General features: G+C 37.6%; 19 protein-coding genes. 18 read left to right on the forward strand and 1 reads right to left on the reverse strand.

Annotated elements, in window-relative coordinates; genetic code table 11:
• Positions 1-183 precede the first annotated feature (183 nt).
• The 18 genes from CLOS_RS00720 (at position 184) to CLOS_RS00805 (ending at position 19,635) form a co-directional block, all read left to right on the forward strand.
• A complete protein-coding gene (locus tag CLOS_RS00720; protein WP_012158009.1) occupies positions 184-1,425 on the forward strand; it encodes a glutamate-5-semialdehyde dehydrogenase in 1,242 nt (413 codons plus the stop codon).
• 13 nt (positions 1,426-1,438) lie between these two features.
• Positions 1,439-2,230: a glutamate 5-kinase gene (gene proB / locus CLOS_RS00725; RefSeq protein ID WP_012158010.1), complete on the forward strand. Its 792-nt coding sequence runs from the start codon at positions 1,439-1,441 to the stop codon at positions 2,228-2,230.
• 10 nt (positions 2,231-2,240) lie between these two features.
• Entirely contained in the window at positions 2,241-3,062 is an 822-nt protein-coding gene (proC, locus tag CLOS_RS00730; protein ID WP_012158011.1) for a pyrroline-5-carboxylate reductase, read from the forward strand.
• A gap of 228 nt (positions 3,063-3,290) precedes the next feature.
• On the forward strand, positions 3,291-3,800 hold the full coding sequence (lepB, locus tag CLOS_RS00735; protein ID WP_012158012.1) for a signal peptidase I: 510 nt from the start codon (positions 3,291-3,293) through the stop codon (positions 3,798-3,800).
• 68 nt (positions 3,801-3,868) lie between these two features.
• Positions 3,869-4,132: a hypothetical protein gene (locus CLOS_RS00740; protein ID WP_012158013.1), complete on the forward strand. Its 264-nt coding sequence runs from the start codon at positions 3,869-3,871 to the stop codon at positions 4,130-4,132.
• 43 nt (positions 4,133-4,175) lie between these two features.
• A complete protein-coding gene (locus CLOS_RS00745; protein ID WP_012158014.1) occupies positions 4,176-5,195 on the forward strand; it encodes a DUF5050 domain-containing protein in 1,020 nt (339 codons plus the stop codon).
• Positions 5,196-5,455: 260 nt separating this feature from the next.
• On the forward strand, positions 5,456-6,334 hold the full coding sequence (locus CLOS_RS00750) for a radical SAM/SPASM domain-containing protein (RefSeq protein ID WP_012158015.1): 879 nt from the start codon (positions 5,456-5,458) through the stop codon (positions 6,332-6,334).
• A gap of 48 nt (positions 6,335-6,382) precedes the next feature.
• Positions 6,383-6,940: a hydrolase gene (locus tag CLOS_RS00755; protein ID WP_408626280.1), complete on the forward strand. Its 558-nt coding sequence runs from the start codon at positions 6,383-6,385 to the stop codon at positions 6,938-6,940.
• An 87-nt stretch (positions 6,941-7,027) separates the two neighbouring features.
• Complete coding sequence (locus CLOS_RS00760; RefSeq protein WP_012158017.1) at positions 7,028-7,807, forward strand: DUF975 family protein; 780 nt, start codon at positions 7,028-7,030, stop codon at positions 7,805-7,807.
• A gap of 27 nt (positions 7,808-7,834) precedes the next feature.
• Positions 7,835-8,278: a GNAT family N-acetyltransferase gene (locus tag CLOS_RS00765; RefSeq protein WP_012158018.1), complete on the forward strand. Its 444-nt coding sequence runs from the start codon at positions 7,835-7,837 to the stop codon at positions 8,276-8,278.
• 206 nt (positions 8,279-8,484) lie between these two features.
• Entirely contained in the window at positions 8,485-10,761 is a 2,277-nt protein-coding gene (locus tag CLOS_RS00770; RefSeq protein ID WP_012158019.1) for an ATP-dependent Clp protease ATP-binding subunit, read from the forward strand.
• A gap of 89 nt (positions 10,762-10,850) precedes the next feature.
• On the forward strand, positions 10,851-11,582 hold the full coding sequence (locus CLOS_RS00775; protein WP_012158020.1) for an MBL fold metallo-hydrolase: 732 nt from the start codon (positions 10,851-10,853) through the stop codon (positions 11,580-11,582).
• A gap of 315 nt (positions 11,583-11,897) precedes the next feature.
• The gene (locus tag CLOS_RS00780) at positions 11,898-13,118 is read left to right on the forward strand and encodes an FprA family A-type flavoprotein (protein WP_012158021.1); all 1,221 of its coding nucleotides are present in this window, start codon (positions 11,898-11,900) and stop codon (positions 13,116-13,118) included.
• A 254-nt stretch (positions 13,119-13,372) separates the two neighbouring features.
• Positions 13,373-14,701: an efflux RND transporter periplasmic adaptor subunit gene (locus CLOS_RS00785; RefSeq protein WP_012158022.1), complete on the forward strand. Its 1,329-nt coding sequence runs from the start codon at positions 13,373-13,375 to the stop codon at positions 14,699-14,701.
• Entirely contained in the window at positions 14,694-15,386 is a 693-nt protein-coding gene (locus CLOS_RS00790) for an ABC transporter ATP-binding protein (protein ID WP_012158023.1), read from the forward strand. The genes CLOS_RS00785 and CLOS_RS00790 overlap by 8 nt, the downstream gene beginning before the upstream one ends.
• Positions 15,386-16,597 (forward strand): ABC transporter permease, encoded by a 1,212-nt coding sequence (locus CLOS_RS00795; protein WP_012158024.1) that lies wholly within the window; start codon positions 15,386-15,388, stop codon positions 16,595-16,597. The genes CLOS_RS00790 and CLOS_RS00795 overlap by 1 nt, the downstream gene beginning before the upstream one ends.
• Positions 16,598-16,828: 231 nt before the next feature.
• A complete protein-coding gene (locus CLOS_RS00800) occupies positions 16,829-18,409 on the forward strand; it encodes an alkaline phosphatase (RefSeq protein ID WP_012158025.1) in 1,581 nt (526 codons plus the stop codon).
• 89 nt (positions 18,410-18,498) lie between these two features.
• Positions 18,499-19,635, forward strand: coding sequence for a YibE/F family protein (locus CLOS_RS00805; protein ID WP_012158026.1), 1,137 nt, complete (start codon positions 18,499-18,501; stop codon positions 19,633-19,635).
• A gap of 127 nt (positions 19,636-19,762) precedes the next feature.
• Here the strand turns inward: CLOS_RS00805 and CLOS_RS00810 are convergent, their stop codons facing one another.
• Positions 19,763-20,290 (reverse strand): methylated-DNA--[protein]-cysteine S-methyltransferase, encoded by a 528-nt coding sequence (locus CLOS_RS00810; protein ID WP_012158027.1) that lies wholly within the window; start codon positions 20,288-20,290, stop codon positions 19,763-19,765.
• Positions 20,291-20,301: the final 11 nt, after the last annotated feature.

The raw sequence follows: 20,301 nt of genomic DNA on the forward strand, positions 1-20,301 counted from the left end.
CGTTGAAATTCATCGAAGAAATTGTAGCAGGATCAATGACGAACTACAATCACTTCGGTGAATTTTTTGTATCCTTTTAAATTTAACATGAAATTTTATCCATTATTTGTGGATATGTTTGAATAAGTATATAGAATCGGCTATAATAGTAATAAAATTTAAATGAAGGAAAGGGTGGGGGCGATGTCATATTTAATTGAACAGTGTAAACGGTTGAAGGAAGCTTCTTATGCCTTGGGAATGATTTCCACAAAGGATAAGGATGAAGCGCTTCGATTGATAATAGACAGCATAAAGAGAAATAAAGATGATATCCTTGCAGAAAATGATAAAGATGTTCTTGCTGCCAAGGAAAAAGGAACAAAGGACAGTCTGATTGATCGTCTTAAGCTGACAGAAGACAGAATCCAAGGGATATTGGAGGGAATAGAGACGATTATTGGGTTAAAGGACCCTATTTGGAGAAGCAATGACGTTTGGACCCTAGAGAACGGATTGACCATCAGTAAAATGACAGTACCACTCGGTGTTATCGGAATTATTTATGAATCGAGACCCAATGTTACCGTGGATGCTTTTTCTTTAGCTTTAAAGAGCGGAAATTGTATTTTATTAAGAGGAAGCTCCTCTGCGATTCATTCGAACAAGATGATTGTAAGCGCCATCAAAGAAGGTTTAAGAAGGAGCAAGGTCAGTGAGGATATCATAGAGCTGATAGAAGACACGGATCGGAATGTTGTTAAGGAGATGCTGACCTTAAATGAATATATTGATGTGATTATTCCTAGAGGTGGAGCGGATTTAATACGATTCGTAGTGGACCACGCTACAGTTCCTACCATAGAGACGGGCATCGGAAATTGCCATATTTATGTGGATGAATCGGCAAATTTAGAAAATGCGATCCAGATTATTACCAATGCAAAAATTCAGAGACCGGGTGTGTGCAATGCTTGTGAAACTACGTTGATCCATGAGGATATTGCTCCCAAGTTCTTGCCAATGCTGGCGGCAGCATTGAAGGATAAGGTTGAGCTAAAAGGCTGCCCTAGAACGAGAGAAATTATACAGGCAGCAGAGGCAACAGATATGGATTGGGCGGAGGAATATTTGGATTACATTCTCGCTGTGAAAGTGGTTTCCAATGTGGATGAGGCCATCGGCCATATACAGGCCTATGGTACAAAGCATTCCGAAGCAATTATTACAGAAAACTATACCAATGCAAATTACTTTTTAAGACGAGTGGATGCAGCGGCAGTCTATGTAAATGCTTCCACTAGATTTACAGATGGTGGTGCCTTTGGCTTTGGTGGGGAAATGGGTATCAGTACACAAAAAACCCATGCAAGGGGACCAATGGGGTTAAATGAATTAGTTACAATGAAGTACACGGTGGTAGGAAACGGACAGATTAGACAGTAGGAGGTGGAAAGAGATGCTGCAGGACGTTATGAAAAAGAGCAAGAAAATCGTAATTAAAATAGGAAGCAATACACTTTCTAATGTAGACGGCACCATAAACCATGATTTTATTGAAGCCCTATGTCAGCAGGTGGCTTTCCTAGTAGGAGAAGGAAAGCAAGTGGTTATTGTTACATCAGGAGCTAGAATTGCTGGTATCAGTAGAACCAACAAATGGTCTAGAAAAGAGGATATGAACTATAAGCAGGCCCTATGCGCTATCGGTCAGGTTGAGCTGATGTCTGCATACAACAGCCATTTTTCCCACCATGGCATTTATATTGGACAGCTACTACTCACAAGAGAGGATTTCTTCGATAAAACTAGAAACTTAAATATCAGAAACACATTATTTACCCTAGTCGATGAAGGCATCGTGCCAATCATCAACGAAAATGATACTGTAAGTGTGGAGCAGATTAAAATCGGAGACAATGACACCTTAGCTGCTTATACAGCAACCCTGTGGAATGCAGATCTGCTCATCCTTCTGAGTGATATCGACGGAATCTACAATAAGAACCCTAAGGAATATGAGGATGCTGAGTTATTGGAGCAGGTACAAAACATTGATGATATGCTAAAGGAGATTGAAGTGGGAGAGACCAATTCCTTTGGTACAGGAGGCATTGAAACGAAGATAGAAGCAGCGAGAATTGTGAATCGTTATAATATTCCTATGATCCTAGGAAACGGAAAAAATAAAGAGATATTGATGAAATTGTATCAGAATGAAGCGAAGGCAACGATATTTTTCAGAGAATAGGATGTGGATTATGGAGAAAAGAATAGGATTCATTGGGGCAGGAAATATGTCTTCTACGATTATTCGAGGGCTGGTAAAAAGCTTTGAGGGCATGAATCAATCCATCTATATCAGTAATAGAACCATAAAAAAGGCAGAGAAATTATGTAATCAAGTTCATATCAATCTATGCAGAACCAATGTAGAACTGGCAGAAAATAGCGATATCATTTTCTTAGGTGTGAAGCCTCATATGTACGATGGTGTCCTTAGGGAGATCAGCTCCTATGTAACTAAAGATCAGATCATCGTCTCTTTAGCGGCTGGAATCACTACAGAGGATATGGGCGAATATTTTAAGGAGCCAATGAAAATCATTCGAATCATGCCCAATGTTCCCGTCAGTGTGGGGGAAGGAATGATCGCTTTAAGCTCGAATGGAAATGTTACCGGTGAGGAAGTTGATTTTGTCGTACAACTACTAAGTAGCGTTGGTAAGGTCGACCAAATCGATGAAAGTTTAATTGATGCAGTGACCACCATTAGCGGTTGTAGCCCTGCGTTTATTGCAATGTTCGTAGAGGCTTTAGCAGATGGGAGCGTACGAAAAGGAATGCCTAGAGACAAGGCGTATCTCTACGCAGCTCAGACATTGATTGGAACAGGAAAAATGATATTAGAAAAAGGTTTGCACCCAGGAGAGCTAAAGGATATGGTTTCATCACCGGGTGGCGTGACCATCGAAGGTGTGTATGAGCTAGAAAAAAGAGGCTTTAGAAACATGCTGATAGAGGTTGTTGAAGCCTGCGAGAGGAAAACAAAATCCATGAAAAGCAAGAAGGTTGAGGAGTAGATCCTGAACCTTTTTTTTGAGTATTTAAGGTTCTAAGAAAGACTTAGAATTCGTGGCATATGGGCTAAGTCAATAAATTTTATTTTAAAGCAGAACTTTCCTGCTCTCTATAAAAGGAATTGCAAATTCGTTGTAGAATAATAGTATTTAGAATTATTTCAGGTTAAAAAATACATTAAAAGAAGACAAAGACGGCAGAAGAGCGTTGGAGACCTAGGAGGTTAGATGATGGAGAAGGAAATAATGGAGTGGCTGAAAAGTATTGTAGTAGCTTTAATCATTGGCGTGATCATAACAACATTTGCACAACCGACGATTGTTAGAGGTCCATCCATGGAGCCTACATTGCAGAATAATAATCTATTATTGGTAAATAGACTACTGTATAAGCTGAAAGAGCCAAATCATGGAGATATTATTGTTTTTAGATTGGAAGCAGAGAAAAGAAACCTAATCAAGAGAGTGATTGGCGTTGCGGGAGATACTGTTGAAATCAGTAGTGGTATTGTCTATGTAAACGGCTCCGAGCTTGAAGAAGTATACCTAGACGATATCGACATCTCCTCAAAGGACCAACAGGTGGTGGTTCCTAGGAACTCAGTTTTTGTTTTAGGTGACAATAGAAACGATAGTAAGGATAGTAGAAATACCGAAGTCGGTACCGTAAATAAAGAGCTGATCTTAGGAAAAGCTTATCTTAGATTATTTCCGTTCAATAAATTAGGAAAAATACGATAAATATTTACAACAGCTGAGAGTTTACAGGGGACAAAGTCTACTTCGAAATAAGGAGAGGGGCAGTAAATATGGCAGGAATGATTTATTATAATAAAGCGATGAAGGTAATTGACCGAGTTTTAGTTACATTCACCTTAATTTTCGTAGTGGTTTGGGTATATACAAAAGCTTCAGTAAGTCCATATATTTTATTGATGCTAGGGCTCCAAAGATTATTATATGCATATAATGCAAATAAGATGGAACTAAAAAGAGGCGTGGGTATTTCCCTAGGGCTCGGTGTGTTGATGGTGGTTACATCCTGTGCCATGCTTGTGGCAGCAATGAGATAAAGCGTAGGGTTTAGATAGCAGGCACTATAGAGGTGATACGAAGATGGCATATGTATATACTAGAGGTAATACTCTAGGCAATCTGCAAAATAAAGGCTTAATTGTGGATTATGGTAAATATATTTACTTTTATTTAAATGGCGGTTTATACAGGATGAACAAAGAAAATAATGAAAAGATATTGATATATAAAGGCGAGACCAAGTATTTAAATGTCACAGGGGATTTTATTTATTGTGTGGAGGATAGAACACTTTACAGAATTGCTATTTCAGGAGAAGAACATTATATTGCACCATATTATGAGGATGTAGAGGAAATCAGCATCGTAGATCATTGGATATACTGCCATGATAGTTGGAGTGAGTACATCTTTAGAATCAACATGAATAATTCACATAAAGACGAGTTCTTTTATATTGACACTGTTCCTTTTAGTATGGCAATGGACAATGAAAATATCTATTTTAGCAGTGATCGAAATGGGAATTTGGAGGTAGTACCAGTGGGAGCTCCTTTTGATGGAGACGAAGGAAAAATAATAGGGGAAGATATCGGTAAAGGAGCATTTTACATTCATGTAGAAGAACAATGGATTTATTATTTAGAAAGTGAACAGCATCCATTGGAGTACGATAGCTTTAAAACCATAAAATATCATATTTATAAAATTAGAAAAGATGGTACAAATAAAACAAAGATTGTAGAGGACTACGTAAATCATATCAATGTTCAAGATGGTTGGATATATTTCAGCAATAGAAGTGAACAGGGTGCTTTATATAAGATGAAGATCGATGGAACAAATAAAATAAAACTGAGCGACGATGTTTGTGAAAATATACATTTAGTAGAAGACTGGGTCTATTACTATGTAGAAGATAAAAGTGTTTACCGACTTTTTCAAGAAAAACTTAGATATTTTCAAAGCCAGAACTTAAGCTTCGAGGAAGTCAATCAGCGAATGAACGAATATGAAAATGGGATTTTTCTACAGAAAGAGCCAAAGAAGTTATATAGAATTAGAAAAGACGGCACCTTTAATGAAGAGGTTAAAATATAGAAGAAAGCTTTGTTACTAAAGATTAAAATATGGATACACCTTAGCAGAATAATATACGAGAAAAAAGCCTACAATTTTTCAATCGTAGGCTTTGAATATTCTAATTTGAAGTATAATATGATAGAATGAGGTAATTTAAAATGTCTGATTTTCCACGAACAGGTTCATCATGGTTATTGTTAAAATAGGAAATATGATGTTTGGACTGGTGCTCAAAATAGAGTATCATAGGAATAAGGATACAATAGGAGACGAAGAACATGAAAAAGTTTAAAAAGTTCTATATCGAAATCACCAATCGATGTAATCTTGCTTGTAGTTTTTGTCCTGAGACGAAGCGAGCTGCTGAGTTTATGAAGATAGAGAGCTTTCATAAAATACTAGAGGAAATAAAACCCTTTGCAGATTATATCTACTTTCATGTAAAGGGGGAGCCATTGTTACATCCAGCGATTGATCAGTTTTTAGATTTGAGTCATGAAAAGGGCTTTCAGGTGAATATTACCACCAATGGAACCTTGATAAAGAAACAAAAAGATAAAATTCTTGGGAAACCAGCATTGCGCCAAGTGAATTTTTCTCTCCACAGCTTTGATGGGAATGAAGGTGGCGGAAGTAAGGCAGAATATATAAAGGATATTATAGACTTTACGAAAGAAGCAGTAGCCATTACAGAGACCATTGTATCTTTAAGGCTATGGAACCTAGATCAGGATAATGAAACGAATGTCCAGAGAGCGCGGAATCGCCAAATACTAGAGATTATCGAAAAGGAATTTAATCTTTCCTATAGGATTGAAGAAAAAGTAACTCCGGGTAATGGAATTAAAATCGGTCAAAGAATCTATCTAAATCAAGACCCGGAATTTAAATGGCCAGATTTAAAAGAAGAAGAGGACGAAGGCAAAGGATTTTGTTATGGTCTTCGAAATCAAATCGCCATCCTCGTGGATGGAACCGTTGTTCCCTGCTGCCTAGATGGAGAAGGTATCATCAATCTAGGCAATATCAATCAAACAAAATTCTCAGACATTGTAGAAAACGAAAGAGCAAATCATATAGTACAGGGTTTTTCTAGAAGAGAAGCAGTGGAAGAGTTGTGTAGGAAGTGCGGATATAGAAAAAAATTTGGTGTTTAGCCCAAACTGTCTTAGGCTATATAGTAAATAGGAGTTAAAAACTTGGAGGTGTTTGTTTTGAATCAATTTGCTTTGACAAAAGAAGAGGCTGTTTTAATGGTAATTGATATTCAGGAGCGCTTGGTGCCTGTAATGGAGAAAAAAGAGCAGGTCATAGGAAATACAAACATTTTAATTTCAATTTCAAATGAGTTGAATATACCGATTTTAGTGACAGAGCAATATCCAAAGGGTTTAGGAAGAACCGTTGAAGCGTTGAAAAATAACATGGGGGATAGCCCTATCTATGAGAAAACAAGCTTTACTGCTTGCACAGAGGCATTGGTTTCAGATCTTGAAAAGCTGGGTAGAAAGAAGATCATTATTACAGGCATGGAAACCCATGTGTGTGTATTTCAAACTGTAAGGGATTTAATCCAAAGAGGATACCATGTATTCGTGGTTCAAGATGGTGTTTGTTCACGAACAGAGGAAAATTATAAAAATGGTTTAGATCTAATGGATCGTATGGGGGCAATGGTTACGAATACCGAAACTGTATTCTTTGATTTAATGAAAGCTGCAGGCACCCCTGAATTTAAAAAATTATCGAAGCTAATCAAATAGTGAATGGATCGCGCCATCTTTATTGTAATTTTAAAAAAGTAATAGGTCATAAGGATGGAACGAATATATTTATAAGGGGGTAAATATATGTGGATTAGAGCAGAATTAAAGAGTAGGGCAAAGGAAGTCCTAAAAAAATCTTATTGGAAGGCCTTTTTAGTTAGTATGATTATTGTTGCTGCAAGCGGCGACATGGATAGCTTTAAGATAAAGAAGCAATGGAATATCACAGAGCCTAGAAACGTTCTTCTAGAGCAGAAATCAGATTATATTGGAAGCTCATTTCTAGAAGGTGTAACGGATACTGCACCCTGGGTATGGGGGCTTCTAATTGGTATAATTGCATCATTTTTAATGCTATGGTTATTTAAAATCATTATAGGATACGCCTTTGAGGTTAGTGGAAAGCGTTATTTTCTAAAATCGGCACAGGATCATTTCGATTTAAATAATTTAACTTACGCCTTCAATCGCAGTAGGATTGTGGATATCGTAAAAACTATGGCATACAGAGGCCTTTTAGTGTTTTTATGGAGTCTTCTATTTTTGATTCCAGGGATTGTAAAATCCTATGCCTATCAAATGGTGCCGTATATCTTAGCGGACAATCCGAATATTGGGTATCAACGTGCCGTGGAGCTCAGTAAGAATATGACGGAAGGTGAAAAATGGAACATTTTTGTCTTAGATCTATCCTTTATCGGATGGAATATATTGGGGTCGTTATTATTCGGCATAGGAAGACTATTTGTCAACCCATACGTTGATTCTACACAGGCAGAGCTCTATTTAGTTTTGAGAGAAAACGCTTTAGAGAGAGGGCTCTGTACAAGAGAAGAATTGATGATGGATGAATTTACAAAATAAAAGGTGAAATTGTTTTAGGAGGAAGACATGATTAGAGAACTAACAAAAGATGATAAAGACATATTTATTTCAATGGTGAAGGAGTTCTATACTTCAGATGCGGTATTATATAGCATTCCTGAAGAAAATATAGTAAATACCTTCAATGAGGCTATAAAGGATTCACCCTATGTGAAAATCTATATAATGGAAGAAGAAAAAGGCATTGCAGGGTATGGACAAATCAGCTTAAGCTATTCCAACGAAGCTGGTGGATTGGTTGTTTGGCTAGAAGAGATTTATATCCGAGAGGATTTCAGAGGGTTGGGCCTTGGTGGTAAATTTTTAGATTTTGTAAAGAATGAATTCTCTGCCGATGCAAAGCGATTTCGACTGGAAATTTCAGAGAGCAATATGGATGCCAAAAGGTTGTATATACGAAATGGGTACGAAACCTTAGATTATTTACAAATGGTATGCGATATTAAATAAATATTTTAAAAGCCCTACTCATGGGGCTTTTATTTTCATGGAAAAAACAAGCAGTTTCATTGTTTAATATTGTTGATAAAACAGTTAATAATGTGGATAAATATAGTAGAATAAAGTCGATAATGTTAATAAATATATAATATTTATTCGTTCTTCGGATATGATATAATATTAAAAAATCTTACGAAATATGGAGAGGGCTTACTATGAAGAAATGTTCGATATGTAATAAAAATATAGCAGTTGTTTTTGCAACGAAAATGGAAGATGGCAAGTCTGAAATGAAGGGAATCTGTATGGAATGTGCAAAGAAGATGGGTCTTCCTATTATGAATCAAATCATGGAGCAAACGGGGATGACGGAAGAAGAAATAGAAGGTTTATCCCAGCAGATGAATGACGTATTTGAAGAGATGGATTTAGAGGAAATGGAAGACGATAATTTTCTAGGGAAACTATTTAAGGGTTCCTTGGGTTCTTTTAAAATGAAAGAGGATGAAGATATAGAAGTAGAAGAAACCGCAGAGGATAAGGAAGAAATATTTGAAGAAAAGGCGAAGAAAAAGAAAAAAGGTAAGAAAAGAAAAAACTTAGATACTTACGGTACAAATTTGACAGATAGAGCAAGAAATAAAGAAATTGATAGAGTCATTGGTAGAAATAAGGAAATAGATAGGGTAGTACAGATTCTAAATAGAAGATCTAAAAATAATCCGATCCTAATCGGAGAGCCAGGTGTAGGTAAAACAGCCATTGCAGAAGGGTTAGCTGGTCGTATTGTAGAGAAGCAGGTGCCAGCAAAGCTATTTAACGCAGAGGTCTACTTGCTAGATCTAACGGCCATTGTAGCAGGAACCCAATTTAGAGGACAGTTTGAAGGTCGAATGAAGGCGATTATAGAAGAAGCACAGGAGTGTGGCAATATTATTTTAGTCATCGATGAGGTTCATAATATTATGGGTGCTGGGGAGGTTCATGGTGGTGTTATGAATGCTGCCAATATTTTAAAGCCGGCGCTGGCTCGTGGGGAGATCCAAGTGATAGGTGCCACTACTCTAGATGAATACAGAAAGCATATTGAAAAGGATTCTGCTCTAGAGAGAAGGTTTCAACCAGTATTGGTTGAGGAACCTAGTGTAGAGGATACTATAGAAATATTAAAAGGAATCAAGGGCTATTATGAGGATTACCATAAAGTGAAAATATCCGATGAAGTGATCGAAGCTGCTGCAAAGATGTCTGAAAGATACATTACAGATCGATATTTACCAGATAAGGCCATCGATATTATTGATGAAGCAGGATCTAGAGTAAACCTAAGAAATGAGGGCTTAGTAGAGATTGAAGGCTTAAAGGTGGAATTAAAGGCTATAGAGGAAAAGAAAGCAGAGGCAGCGAAGAAAAACGATTATGAAAAGGCAGCACAGTACAAAGTAGATGAATGTAGGATTTTAGATCGAATAGAAGAGCTGGAAGCAGAAGTGAATAAAAGTGCTTTAACAGTGGAGGATGTAGCTTTCGTAATTGAATCCTGGACGAATATTCCCGTGGGTAAAATTACAGAGGAGGAAGCCAGCCGGTTGCTAAGCCTTGAAGAACAGCTCCACAGGAGGGTGGTTGGACAGAAGGATGCAGTGCGAAGCCTTTCTAGAACCATCAGACGGAACCGCTCTGGATTTAGAAAGAAGAGAAAGCCAGCTTCCTTTATATTCGTTGGACCTACGGGTGTAGGAAAGACAGAGCTAGTGAGGGCTTTAGCAGAAGAACTATTTGGCAGCGAAGAAGCGATGATTCGTGTGGATATGTCAGAATATATGGAAAAACACACGGTTTCTAAATTAATTGGAGCGCCTCCAGGATACGTAGGGTATGATCAAGGTGGTCAGCTAACAGATAAGGTTCGAAGAAAGCCATACTCCGTAATTTTATTAGATGAAATAGAAAAGGCCCATCCAGATGTATTCAATATGCTGCTTCAAATACTGGAAGACGGCAGATTAACCGATAGTCAAGGAAGAACCGTACACTTTGAAAACACCGTAGTCATTATGACTTCCAATGCAGGGACTCAAATAAAATCGGGTAGTATGGGCTTTGGCAATAGAGGATATGAAGCCTTAGAAAATCGTGCGAAGGATGCTTTAAAAGAGACCTTTAGACCGGAGTTTTTAAACAGAGTAGATGAAACCATTGTATTTACACAGCTATCTAAGGAAGAATTGAGAGAGATTATAGAGCTGATGTTAAAAGATGTCATTGAAGATGTGAAGGAAAAAGGGATGACCATCACCATTTCAGATGCGGTGAAAGATTTTATATTAGAAAAGGGCTACGATGAAAAATATGGTGCCAGACCTTTAAGAAGGGTGATCCAAAGATCCATTGAAGATGAAATTGCAGAGGAATATATTAAGAATACCTTTGTTCCAGGAGATCATATTCAGGTAGATCTAAAGGAAGACAGAGTTGTACTTAGCAAATAGAATCGAGGAGACCTTATAGACAGATTGCAGAAAAATTTTGCAATCTGTTTTTTAAAAGGGACACAGACGAACTGAAGGGAGAGCGATGTATGGAGAATTTAAATTGTAGTGTAGTCCACTTAGGGCATAGTACCATTTTAGTAGAAACACCGAAGTATAAGATGATTTTCGATTATTTTAACGATGGTTCTGTTGATTCTAAGGAAGGACCCAATAATGGCGTATTAAATGAAGGGGAATTTAGAACAGAAAAAGATATTTTCGTTTTTGCCTCCCATGGACATGGGGACCATTATCATCCTGTGATATTTAAGTGGAGAGAAACCAATCCCAATATCCATTATATTTTAAGCAGTGATATAGAGACAACGGAGGAGAAAGGTGTTCACCATATGAGTCCATACGAAGATTTGAAGATTGGAGATGTCCGTATAAAAACCTATGGGTCTACAGATAAAGGGGTATCCTTTTTAGTAAATGTAGAGGGTGTACAGATATTCCATGCAGGGGACTTGAACTGGTGGCATTGGAAAAGCTTTACCCAAGAACAGCTACAAGCAGAGGAAGTAGATTTTAAGAGGGAAGTAGACAAGTTAATGGGGCAAAATATAGATATCGCCTTTGTACCGGTAGATCCAAGGCTGGAAGAGTTCTACCATTTAGCAGGGGTATATTTTGCAGAGACAATAAAGCCAAAATTTCTAATCCCCATTCATTTTAGAGATCAGTTCTCAATTGGTAAGGATTTTGGAAGGATTTTAGCGCAGAGTACTGTCAACGTTCCAAAATTTAAACATATTGGACAAAAATTTATTTTTTAAAATTATAAAAATACAAAATGTAGGGGAGACGCTGAAAAGGTTGTCTCTCTCATTTTTTATTGTACTACCATTGAATGGATTATAAATTAAGAATGTTTTACACAGAATATAAGGTAGAATTGACAGCAAATAAGTCCTATGGTAGTATCTAAATGATAATGATTTTCGATTAAACATTACCATAGATTTCGATACCATTGTTTTTAAAGAGAAATTCAGGGTATTAAATTACTGAATATTAAAATCAAATGAAAATAAAAGAATATAAGCGCTAGTAAAAAAGGGGATACTGATTAAAATTTAGGAGGGGTAGATGTGAATCATACAAAAGTAACGGATGATGTATATAAGCTATCTGTAAATATAGACAATATTTTATTTGAAGGGTTATGGGAAATGCCCAATGGGGTATCGTTGAATTCCTATATTATTAAAGGTGAAAAAACAGCCATTATCGATGGGGTATGCGGCTGGGATGGGGTTCCAGAAAGCCTGCTGGCTTTGTTGGACCAGCTAGAAATCGATCCAAAATCCATTGAATACTTAATTATCAACCATATGGAGCCGGATCATTCAGGATGGATCGAAGACTTCAAAAAGATTCACTCAGATTTTAAGGTCGTATGTAGCCAAAAAGGAGCAGCGCTTCTAGATGCGTTTTATGCCCATAATAATAACGTAATTGTAGTGAAGGATAAGGATACCTTAGATTTAGGCAATGGTCATATTTTAGAGTTTGTAGATGTTCCGAATGTCCATTGGCCCGATACCATTGCCACCTTCGATCGAAAAACAGGTGTGTTATTCTCCTGTGATTCTTATGGTTCCTTCGGTACAGTAAAAGAATCTGGATACGATGATTTACTGACAGAAGAGGAAATTGAATTTTATGAAAAAGAAGCTGTAAGGTACTACTCCAATATTTTAGGCGCATTTTCTTTGCCTGCCAAGAAGGCGACGGAAAAGTGTGAAGCCTTACCGATTAAAATCATCGCCCCAGGTCATGGCATCGTGTGGCGAAAAAATCCCAATAAGATTTTAGAGGATTATAAACGATATGTAGCTTATCAAAAAGGTGTGGCGAAAAAGGAGATTACAGTCCTCTGGGGCTCCATGTACGGTATGACAGAAAAGGCTGTGAATTATGTTGTAGAGGAACTGAAAAAATACGATATCAAGGTAAATGTTCATAAGGTTCCAGAAGATTCCTGTGGAACTGTATTAGCTTCTGTGTGGAATTCTACAGGCGTAATCCTTGCGATGCCTACCTATGAATATAAAATGTTTCCGCCTATGGCAGCGGTTCTAGATGAAATCGGCCGAAAGAAAGCCGTAGGAAGAAAGGCTTTTAGGTTGGGCTCCTATGGGTGGTCTGGCGGAGCCCAAAGAGAACTGGATGAAATTATAGAGAAGCACAAAATGAACTGGGAGTTCCTAGAGCCTGTTGAATTTAAAGGAGCACCGAAGGAAGAAGATTTGAGCTTAATAGGACTTCGTATAAAGGAATTGGTAGGTAAAATAGAAAGTGTATTTTAAATTCTCAGTACTGAAATCTTGAAAAAAGCTGAGGGTTTCATAGGTTATCAATGCCCCAAAATCATTATTTTGGGGTTATTTTATGCTAATTTATGGATTCGATGATATTTGTTTGAATCCTTCAATAGATTAATATGTGAAGAAATTATCGATTTCTTAAAGAATTCTTAAGAAAGTTATTTATCATTTATTAAGAATTACAGTGTATAATTAAAGTTAAATGAATAAACCAATTATTGGCAAGGGGGATCCATATGAAATTTTTCAAGAAAAGGAAGGTTATGATAGGGGTTGTAGTTGCTGCTCTTATTATAGGTGTGGTTAGTGTAAATGCGAGGCTGAAATCATCTGCAACCAGTGGTATGGCTGTAAATGTTGCTGATGTTGTTAAAAAGGAGATAAAATCTACTTTAAACCTGAAAGCACCGCTACAAGGGACAGAAAATGTGGAGGTAGTATCAAGGCTCCATTATGAAATACTTTCCATTGATGTAAAGGAAGGCGACAAGGTGGAAAAGGATCAAGTTCTTGCAGTGCTGGATGTAAGCCGCCTTGAAGAGGAAATTGAGAAATTGAAGGACAATGTTGAGCTCTTACAGATTCAGAACACGGAAGGAAAAAGCAGTAAAGAAACCTCTGCAGCTTTAGCGGAGCAAAGATTGAATGAAGAGCTGGAAAACAACCAAAGAAATTACGAGACTGCTTTGGAAATGTATCATACAGCAAAAAGCAGATACGATAGTACAAAGGTATTATACGATTCAGGAGCAGCAAGTAAATGGGAGCTTGTAGATAAGGAAAATGCGCTGAACGATGCCAAAAGGAAGGTAGATACTTTTAATGTAGTAAATGGAAAGGTGCAGGCTACGGAGGCACAGCTAGCGGAGATGAATAATGCAAAAATTTCTTCAAACAATGCTTCTGGAGTAAAAAGTATAGAAATTGCTAAGAAAGAGCTGGAAAGAAAGAAAAAGGAGCTGGAGGATTGTAAGATCAAAAGCTCTATAACGGGTACTATAACTAGGGTGAATGCAAAGGTAGGCCGTTTTGCAGACGAGATAGACGATAGAAAGCCTATGTTTGTTATTGAAAATGTTGATACGCTTAAAATGGTAGCCAATGTAAGCGAATATGATATCGGAAAGCTGGAGATTGGACAAAAAGTTAAAATCAGCGCAGATATTTTAAATGGTGCTGAAGTAGATGGCGTTGTATCCCGTATCAGCCCCACAGGCGAGCAAAAGCAGGGCTCAAACGAGCGGGTCATCCCTGTACAAATTGATGTAGTTGGAGATACGAAAGGGTTAATTGCAGGCATTAATGCTTCGGCTAAGGTTGAAACGGCCATTGCTGAGGACGCACTGGTAATTCCTTTAGAAGCACTGATCGATGGCGGTGACAATACATATAGTGTTTTTGTTGTGAAAGAAGACAAAACCATTCAGAAAATAAATGTTTCACTGGGCGTAGAAGACGTGTTAGAGGTTCAGATCATATCCGATGAGATTAAAGAAGGAGATCAGGTTATACTGAACCCTCAGACCTTTATGACGGATGGAATGAGTGTGATTGTGAATGAGTAGCATTATAAAGATTGAAAATATTAGCAAGGTATACGATACGGGTGCCGTGCAGGTGCATGCACTACGAGAAGTGAGTCTTTCCATAGAGGAAGGGGATTTTGTTGCTATTATGGGCCAGTCTGGTTCTGGAAAATCGACCTTGATGAACATTCTCGGCTGTTTGGATAAACCAACAAGTGGCATTTATGAACTGGATGGAATTAATATTTCTAAAACGGACAATAGAGATCTTTCTTCTATAAGAAATAAAAAAATAGGATTTGTTTTTCAATCCTTCAATTTAATTCCCCGAACATCTGCCCTGAAAAATGTTGAGCTGCCTATGATCTATGCCAAAATGGGTAAAAAAGAAAGGCAAAAAAGAGCCAAAGAGCTGTTGGAAAGAGTCGGTTTAGGGGATCGGCTGGACCATATGCCCAACGAAATCTCCGGAGGTCAGAAGCAGAGAATTGCTATTGCTAGGGCTCTTGCCAATAAACCCTCCATTATTTTAGCTGACGAACCTACAGGAAACTTAGATACCGCCTCTTCTGAGGAAATCATGAACCTTTTTACTGAACTGAATAATGAAGGTGTAACTGTGATTGTTGTTACCCATGAGGACAATATAGCCGAATACACCAAAAGAACCATCCGTTTTCGAGACGGGCAGATCATTGAAGACAGAAGGAGGGAGACAAAGTAATGCTTATTTTTGAAAATATAAGTCTAGCCCTTTCCTCCATCAGAGTTAATAAAATGCGTTCTTTCCTTACAATGCTGGGCATGATTATAGGAATAAGTTCTGTTATCTCAATTGTTTCTCTGGGAGATACCATGAGAAATGTCATTGCTACTGAATTTGAAAATATTGGCACAACCCTAGCCTACAGCTATATAATGTCTGAAAGTGATTATTATACTTCCAACGAAACCTACAGTTATGAAGACATAGAGAATATAAAAGAGGTATTTGGAGATAACGTACAATATATCAGTGCAGGGGCAAGGACCTCTGGAAAAATCAAAAATGGAAGGGTTATGAAAGATGCAAGACTTATGGGATTGGCAGAAAATCCTGAGGTCTATAAGCCGCTGGACATAATCCATGGAAAGATGTTTTCCAATAACGATATTAAAAATGCAAGACCCTATATCCTGATTGAAGACAAAACGGCAGAGGAGATTTTCGGGACTAAAAACGCCGTAGGTAAGGTTCTGAGAATTCAGGTGAACGAAAACCTTCTGGAGTTTACAGTTACAGGGATTTATAGAAACAATGATTCTGCTCTTAAAAAGCTTCTAGGGGGCAGTGAAACAATGGCTGTAACCTATGTTCCCGAAACAGCCATCACTGAAAAGAATGGTATGTTTTGGTCCATTGAGATTAGCTCCTCAAAAGATATCAGTGTTGAGGAATTTAAAACGAAATTCATCAGCTATGTCAGTAGAGCAAAAGGGATAAAGCCTGAAAATATAAGATACTATACGGCTGAGGAGGAAATGAAATCCATCGATGGTTTGATGAGCACACTTTCCCTCGTTGTAGGTGCCATTGCAGCCATATCTCTTGTCGTTGGAGGGATTGGTATCATGAACATTATGCTTGTTTCCGTTACTGAAAGAACGAGGGAAATCGGTATTAGGAAATCCCTTGGAGCCAGGATGGAGGATATTCTCCTTCAGTTCCTTGTAGAGTCTGCTATTATTTCGGCGGCCGGAGGAATTATAGGTACCACCCTTGGCGCAAGTATTGTAGCCATCGGTAGTATGGCCTTTGGAATCAGTGCCATTGTTAAGCCACAGGTTGTTATTATTGCCGTTGTTTTTTCTGCCATGGTAGGTATTTTCTTCGGACTATACCCTGCGAGAAAGGCAGCGATGGCGGACCCTATTGAAGCCCTTCGCTATGAGTAAGACAGGTACAAAAGGTTATTGCAAAGCTTATATTTTGCAATAGCCTTTTTTAAATGGTATGAAAGTTTTATCGCATTACTCCATTATTATCTTTTCAATTATTCAACCCTTCCAATGATCCTATACCATAAGAAATCCTCTAAACTTCACATACATTTTACACTTCCATAATCTTTATTTAATATAGCAAGTCTATACTGTAATTAAATAAAAATATTGGAGGGTGTGTGTATGTTAAAGGATTCTAAAATGTCTAGAAGATTAATTGCACCGATTGTCTGTTTGGTTATGCTATTATCATTTACAGCAGGCTCAGCAATGAACAGCAAATCATCATTAGGAATGAATTTTGCAGAAGCAGGAACCTTGAGCAATATTCAAGTAGAAGGTAAGACTCCTAAGTACATATTTATGTTTATTGGAGATGGTATGGCTGCGGTACAAGTAAATTCAGCTCAAATTTATAAGGGGAATAACAATCACAATCAAATTGCTTTACAAGAAGTTAACTTTCAGGATTTCGAAGCTGTAGGATATCAAACAACTCATGATGCAACCTCCTTTGCTCCAGACTCTGCATCTACAGCAACCTCTCTATCATCCGGATTTAAAACATGGAGTGGAACTATTGGATTAAGACCAGTAGGAGGTATATCTGCGAACAAAGTAGAAAATGTGGATATAAATAAAGTACCGAAAACCATAGCTGAAAGGCTAAAAGATGAGAAAGGTATGAAGATCGGTATCATATCTACAGTAACCATCAATCATGCTACACCAGCAGCATATTACGCCCACATCCCTTCAAGAAATGATTATTATGATATCGCTATGCAAATGGCAGATTCTAACTTTGATTACTTTGGTGGTGGAACTATAAGCCAACCAACAGGGAAAAATAAAGATCAAAGAGATGCGTATGAGGTTTTAGAGGAAAAAGGATATAAAATAGCAAGGACAAAGGAAGAAATTCTAGGTCTTAATAGCAGCTCTGGTAAAGTGTATGCAGTTACTCCAGTTACTCAAGATGGAGGAGCTATGCCGTATGCTATAGATAGTAAAGAAGGCGATTTAGCCTTAGCGGATTTTGTGAAAAAAGGAATCGATGTTCTTGATAATGAAAAAGGCTTTTTCATGATGGCTGAATCAGGAAAGATTGACTGGGCAGGACATGCAAATGATGCGAAAGCAAATATTGGGGATGTTCTAGCCTTTGCTGATGCAGTACAAGTGGCGATAGATTTTGCAAAAGAACATCCAGAAGAAACATTAATCATAGTAACTGGAGATCATGAAACAGGTGGTATGACTATAGGGCAAGCAACAACGGGGTATGACACAGCAGTAAATATTTTAGAAAACCAAAAGATAAGTTATATAGAATTCGATAAAATAATTGATGGTATGAAGGATAAAAAGCCAAATTTAACATTTGAGGAAGTATTGCCAGTTATAACTGAAAACTTTGGTTTAAAGGATGAGTATGTGGATGGTGAAGGGGATCAACCTTACATGGCTCTAGAGCTATCAAATTCGGAAGTAAAAAGATTGAAAACAGCGTTTTCAGAAACAATGGCAAAAGAACGAACTAAAAATGAAGAAACAGCTTTATTATATGGGGGCTACAATCCACTTTCAGTAACGTTAACTCATATCTTAAATAACAAAGCAGGGATTGGTTGGACTTCATACGCTCACACCGGGGTACCCGTACCAGTATATGCTACAGGGGTACAAGCTAAGCTGTTCAATGGAGCATATGATAACACAGAAGTATACCATAAGCTAGTAGCCGCTACTAAGCTTCAATAACAATTTGAGTTTTAAAAAGAATAAACAAGGCTGGAATAATTTCCAGCTTTATTTATTGGAAAAGAATGATTGAAGGAGATGCACAAAATATGAACAGAAAAGAAATCGTTTTTATCATTGTGTTTTTGTTTATAATTGCAATTCTTGCAATGCTGCCTACGGGATTTCAAAAGCAAGAATATAGACATACAGAAGGAGTTCGAGCGAAAGTCATTTCAGTCAACAATATGGGAATACATAATTCAGGAATTTTTAAGTTAGGGGATCAAAGTGCGGTAATTGAAATAGAAACGGGTTCTCGCAAAGGAGAACAGGTTCAAGGGAACAATATGCTAACGGGTCGATTATCTGAAGATAAAATTTTTCAGGAGGGGGATACGGCTTGGGTTTTAATTGGATTTGATGAAAAGAACAATATTAACTTTGCGAATATGATCGATCATTATCGCATGGATAAACAGGCTTTATTGATTGGAACCTTTGCCGTCATTATAATTATATTTTCTGGATTCACAGGCGTTCGTACTTTGCTGTCCTTTGCCTTTGCCCTCCTCAGTATCTGGAAAATTCTCATACCTGTAATGTTAAAGGGCTACAATCCATTAATAGTGGCCTTAATTGTGGGCAACTTACTTACTATTGGTACGCTTCTACTGGTTGCAGGATTTTCTAAAAAAGCATATGCAGCCATAATCAGTGCTATGACTTGTTCTCTGGCCACCTGTTTTCTTGCAATGAGCTTTGGCCAGTTGTTCAACATACACGGTGCTGTAATGGAAGGGGCAGAATCACTATTATATGCAGGATTTATGAATCTAAATTTAACTTCTATTTTCCAAGCAGGAATTTACCTTGCAAGTTCAGGAGCTATACTTGATTTGGCGATAGATATTTCTTCTGCCCTTGAAGAAATAGTTCATAACAACCCAAATGTAACGAGGCAGGAGCTTATGAAATCAGGGCTGAATATTGGTAAATCTGTAGTTGGTAGCCAAACTACAACTTTATTGCTGGCTTATATGGGCAGTTATATAACAATTATGATGGTATATATGGCGCAAGGAACACCCCTGATGAATATTCTTAATTCAAAACCAATCTCAGCAGAAATATTGCATACATTTGTAGGGTGTATTGGGCTTGTGTTGGTTTCACCCCTAACGGCCTTGATCTCTAGCTTGATGATGAATACTGACAGCGTAAAAAAAGCAGAAGATCTCTATTGAGGAATATCTTCTAATTTAAAGCTTAAAATATTGAAGAGACGAAAAACCCTCTATTATATAGCGGATATAGTAGAGGGTTTTATCTGTAAATCTAGCCATAATGTACTTAAAATTAATCGATAGACATTCAAACTTTTGGTACGAACAGTGGGAGCATATCCGCACCCTCCAACTCAAGTAATTTTACTTTGATATGAACGCCCGCGGCGTAACCTGTCAAGCTTCCCTTTGAACCTACAACTCGGTGGCAAGGAATAATAATAGATATCGGATTATGACCAACCGCACCACCGATGGCTTGGCTGGACATACTTTTCTTATTCATTTTCACTGCCATTTGTTTAGCAATATCGCCATAAGTGATAACTTTGCCATAGGGGATGTCGCATAAAATCCTCCATACTTGTTGACGAAATGCGCTACCAAGGGGTGCTAAGGGCAATTCTGAGATGTCAGGTCTTTGGCCCGCAAAGTATCTGTCCAGCCATTTTTTAGTGCTATCGAATATGGGGAGGTTGTTGTTCTCTATCATATCTTTAAGTATTGTATCTCCGTGATACTTTTGTCCTTCATTCCATACACCAACAAGATGGTCGCCGCCACATGCAAGAGTAAGTATTCCTACGGGTGATGGATATGTTGTTTTATAATACATTATATACCTCC

This window comes from Alkaliphilus oremlandii OhILAs, from assembly GCF_000018325.1.
Taxonomy (GTDB): Bacteria; Bacillota; Clostridia; order Peptostreptococcales; family Natronincolaceae; genus Alkaliphilus_B; species Alkaliphilus_B oremlandii.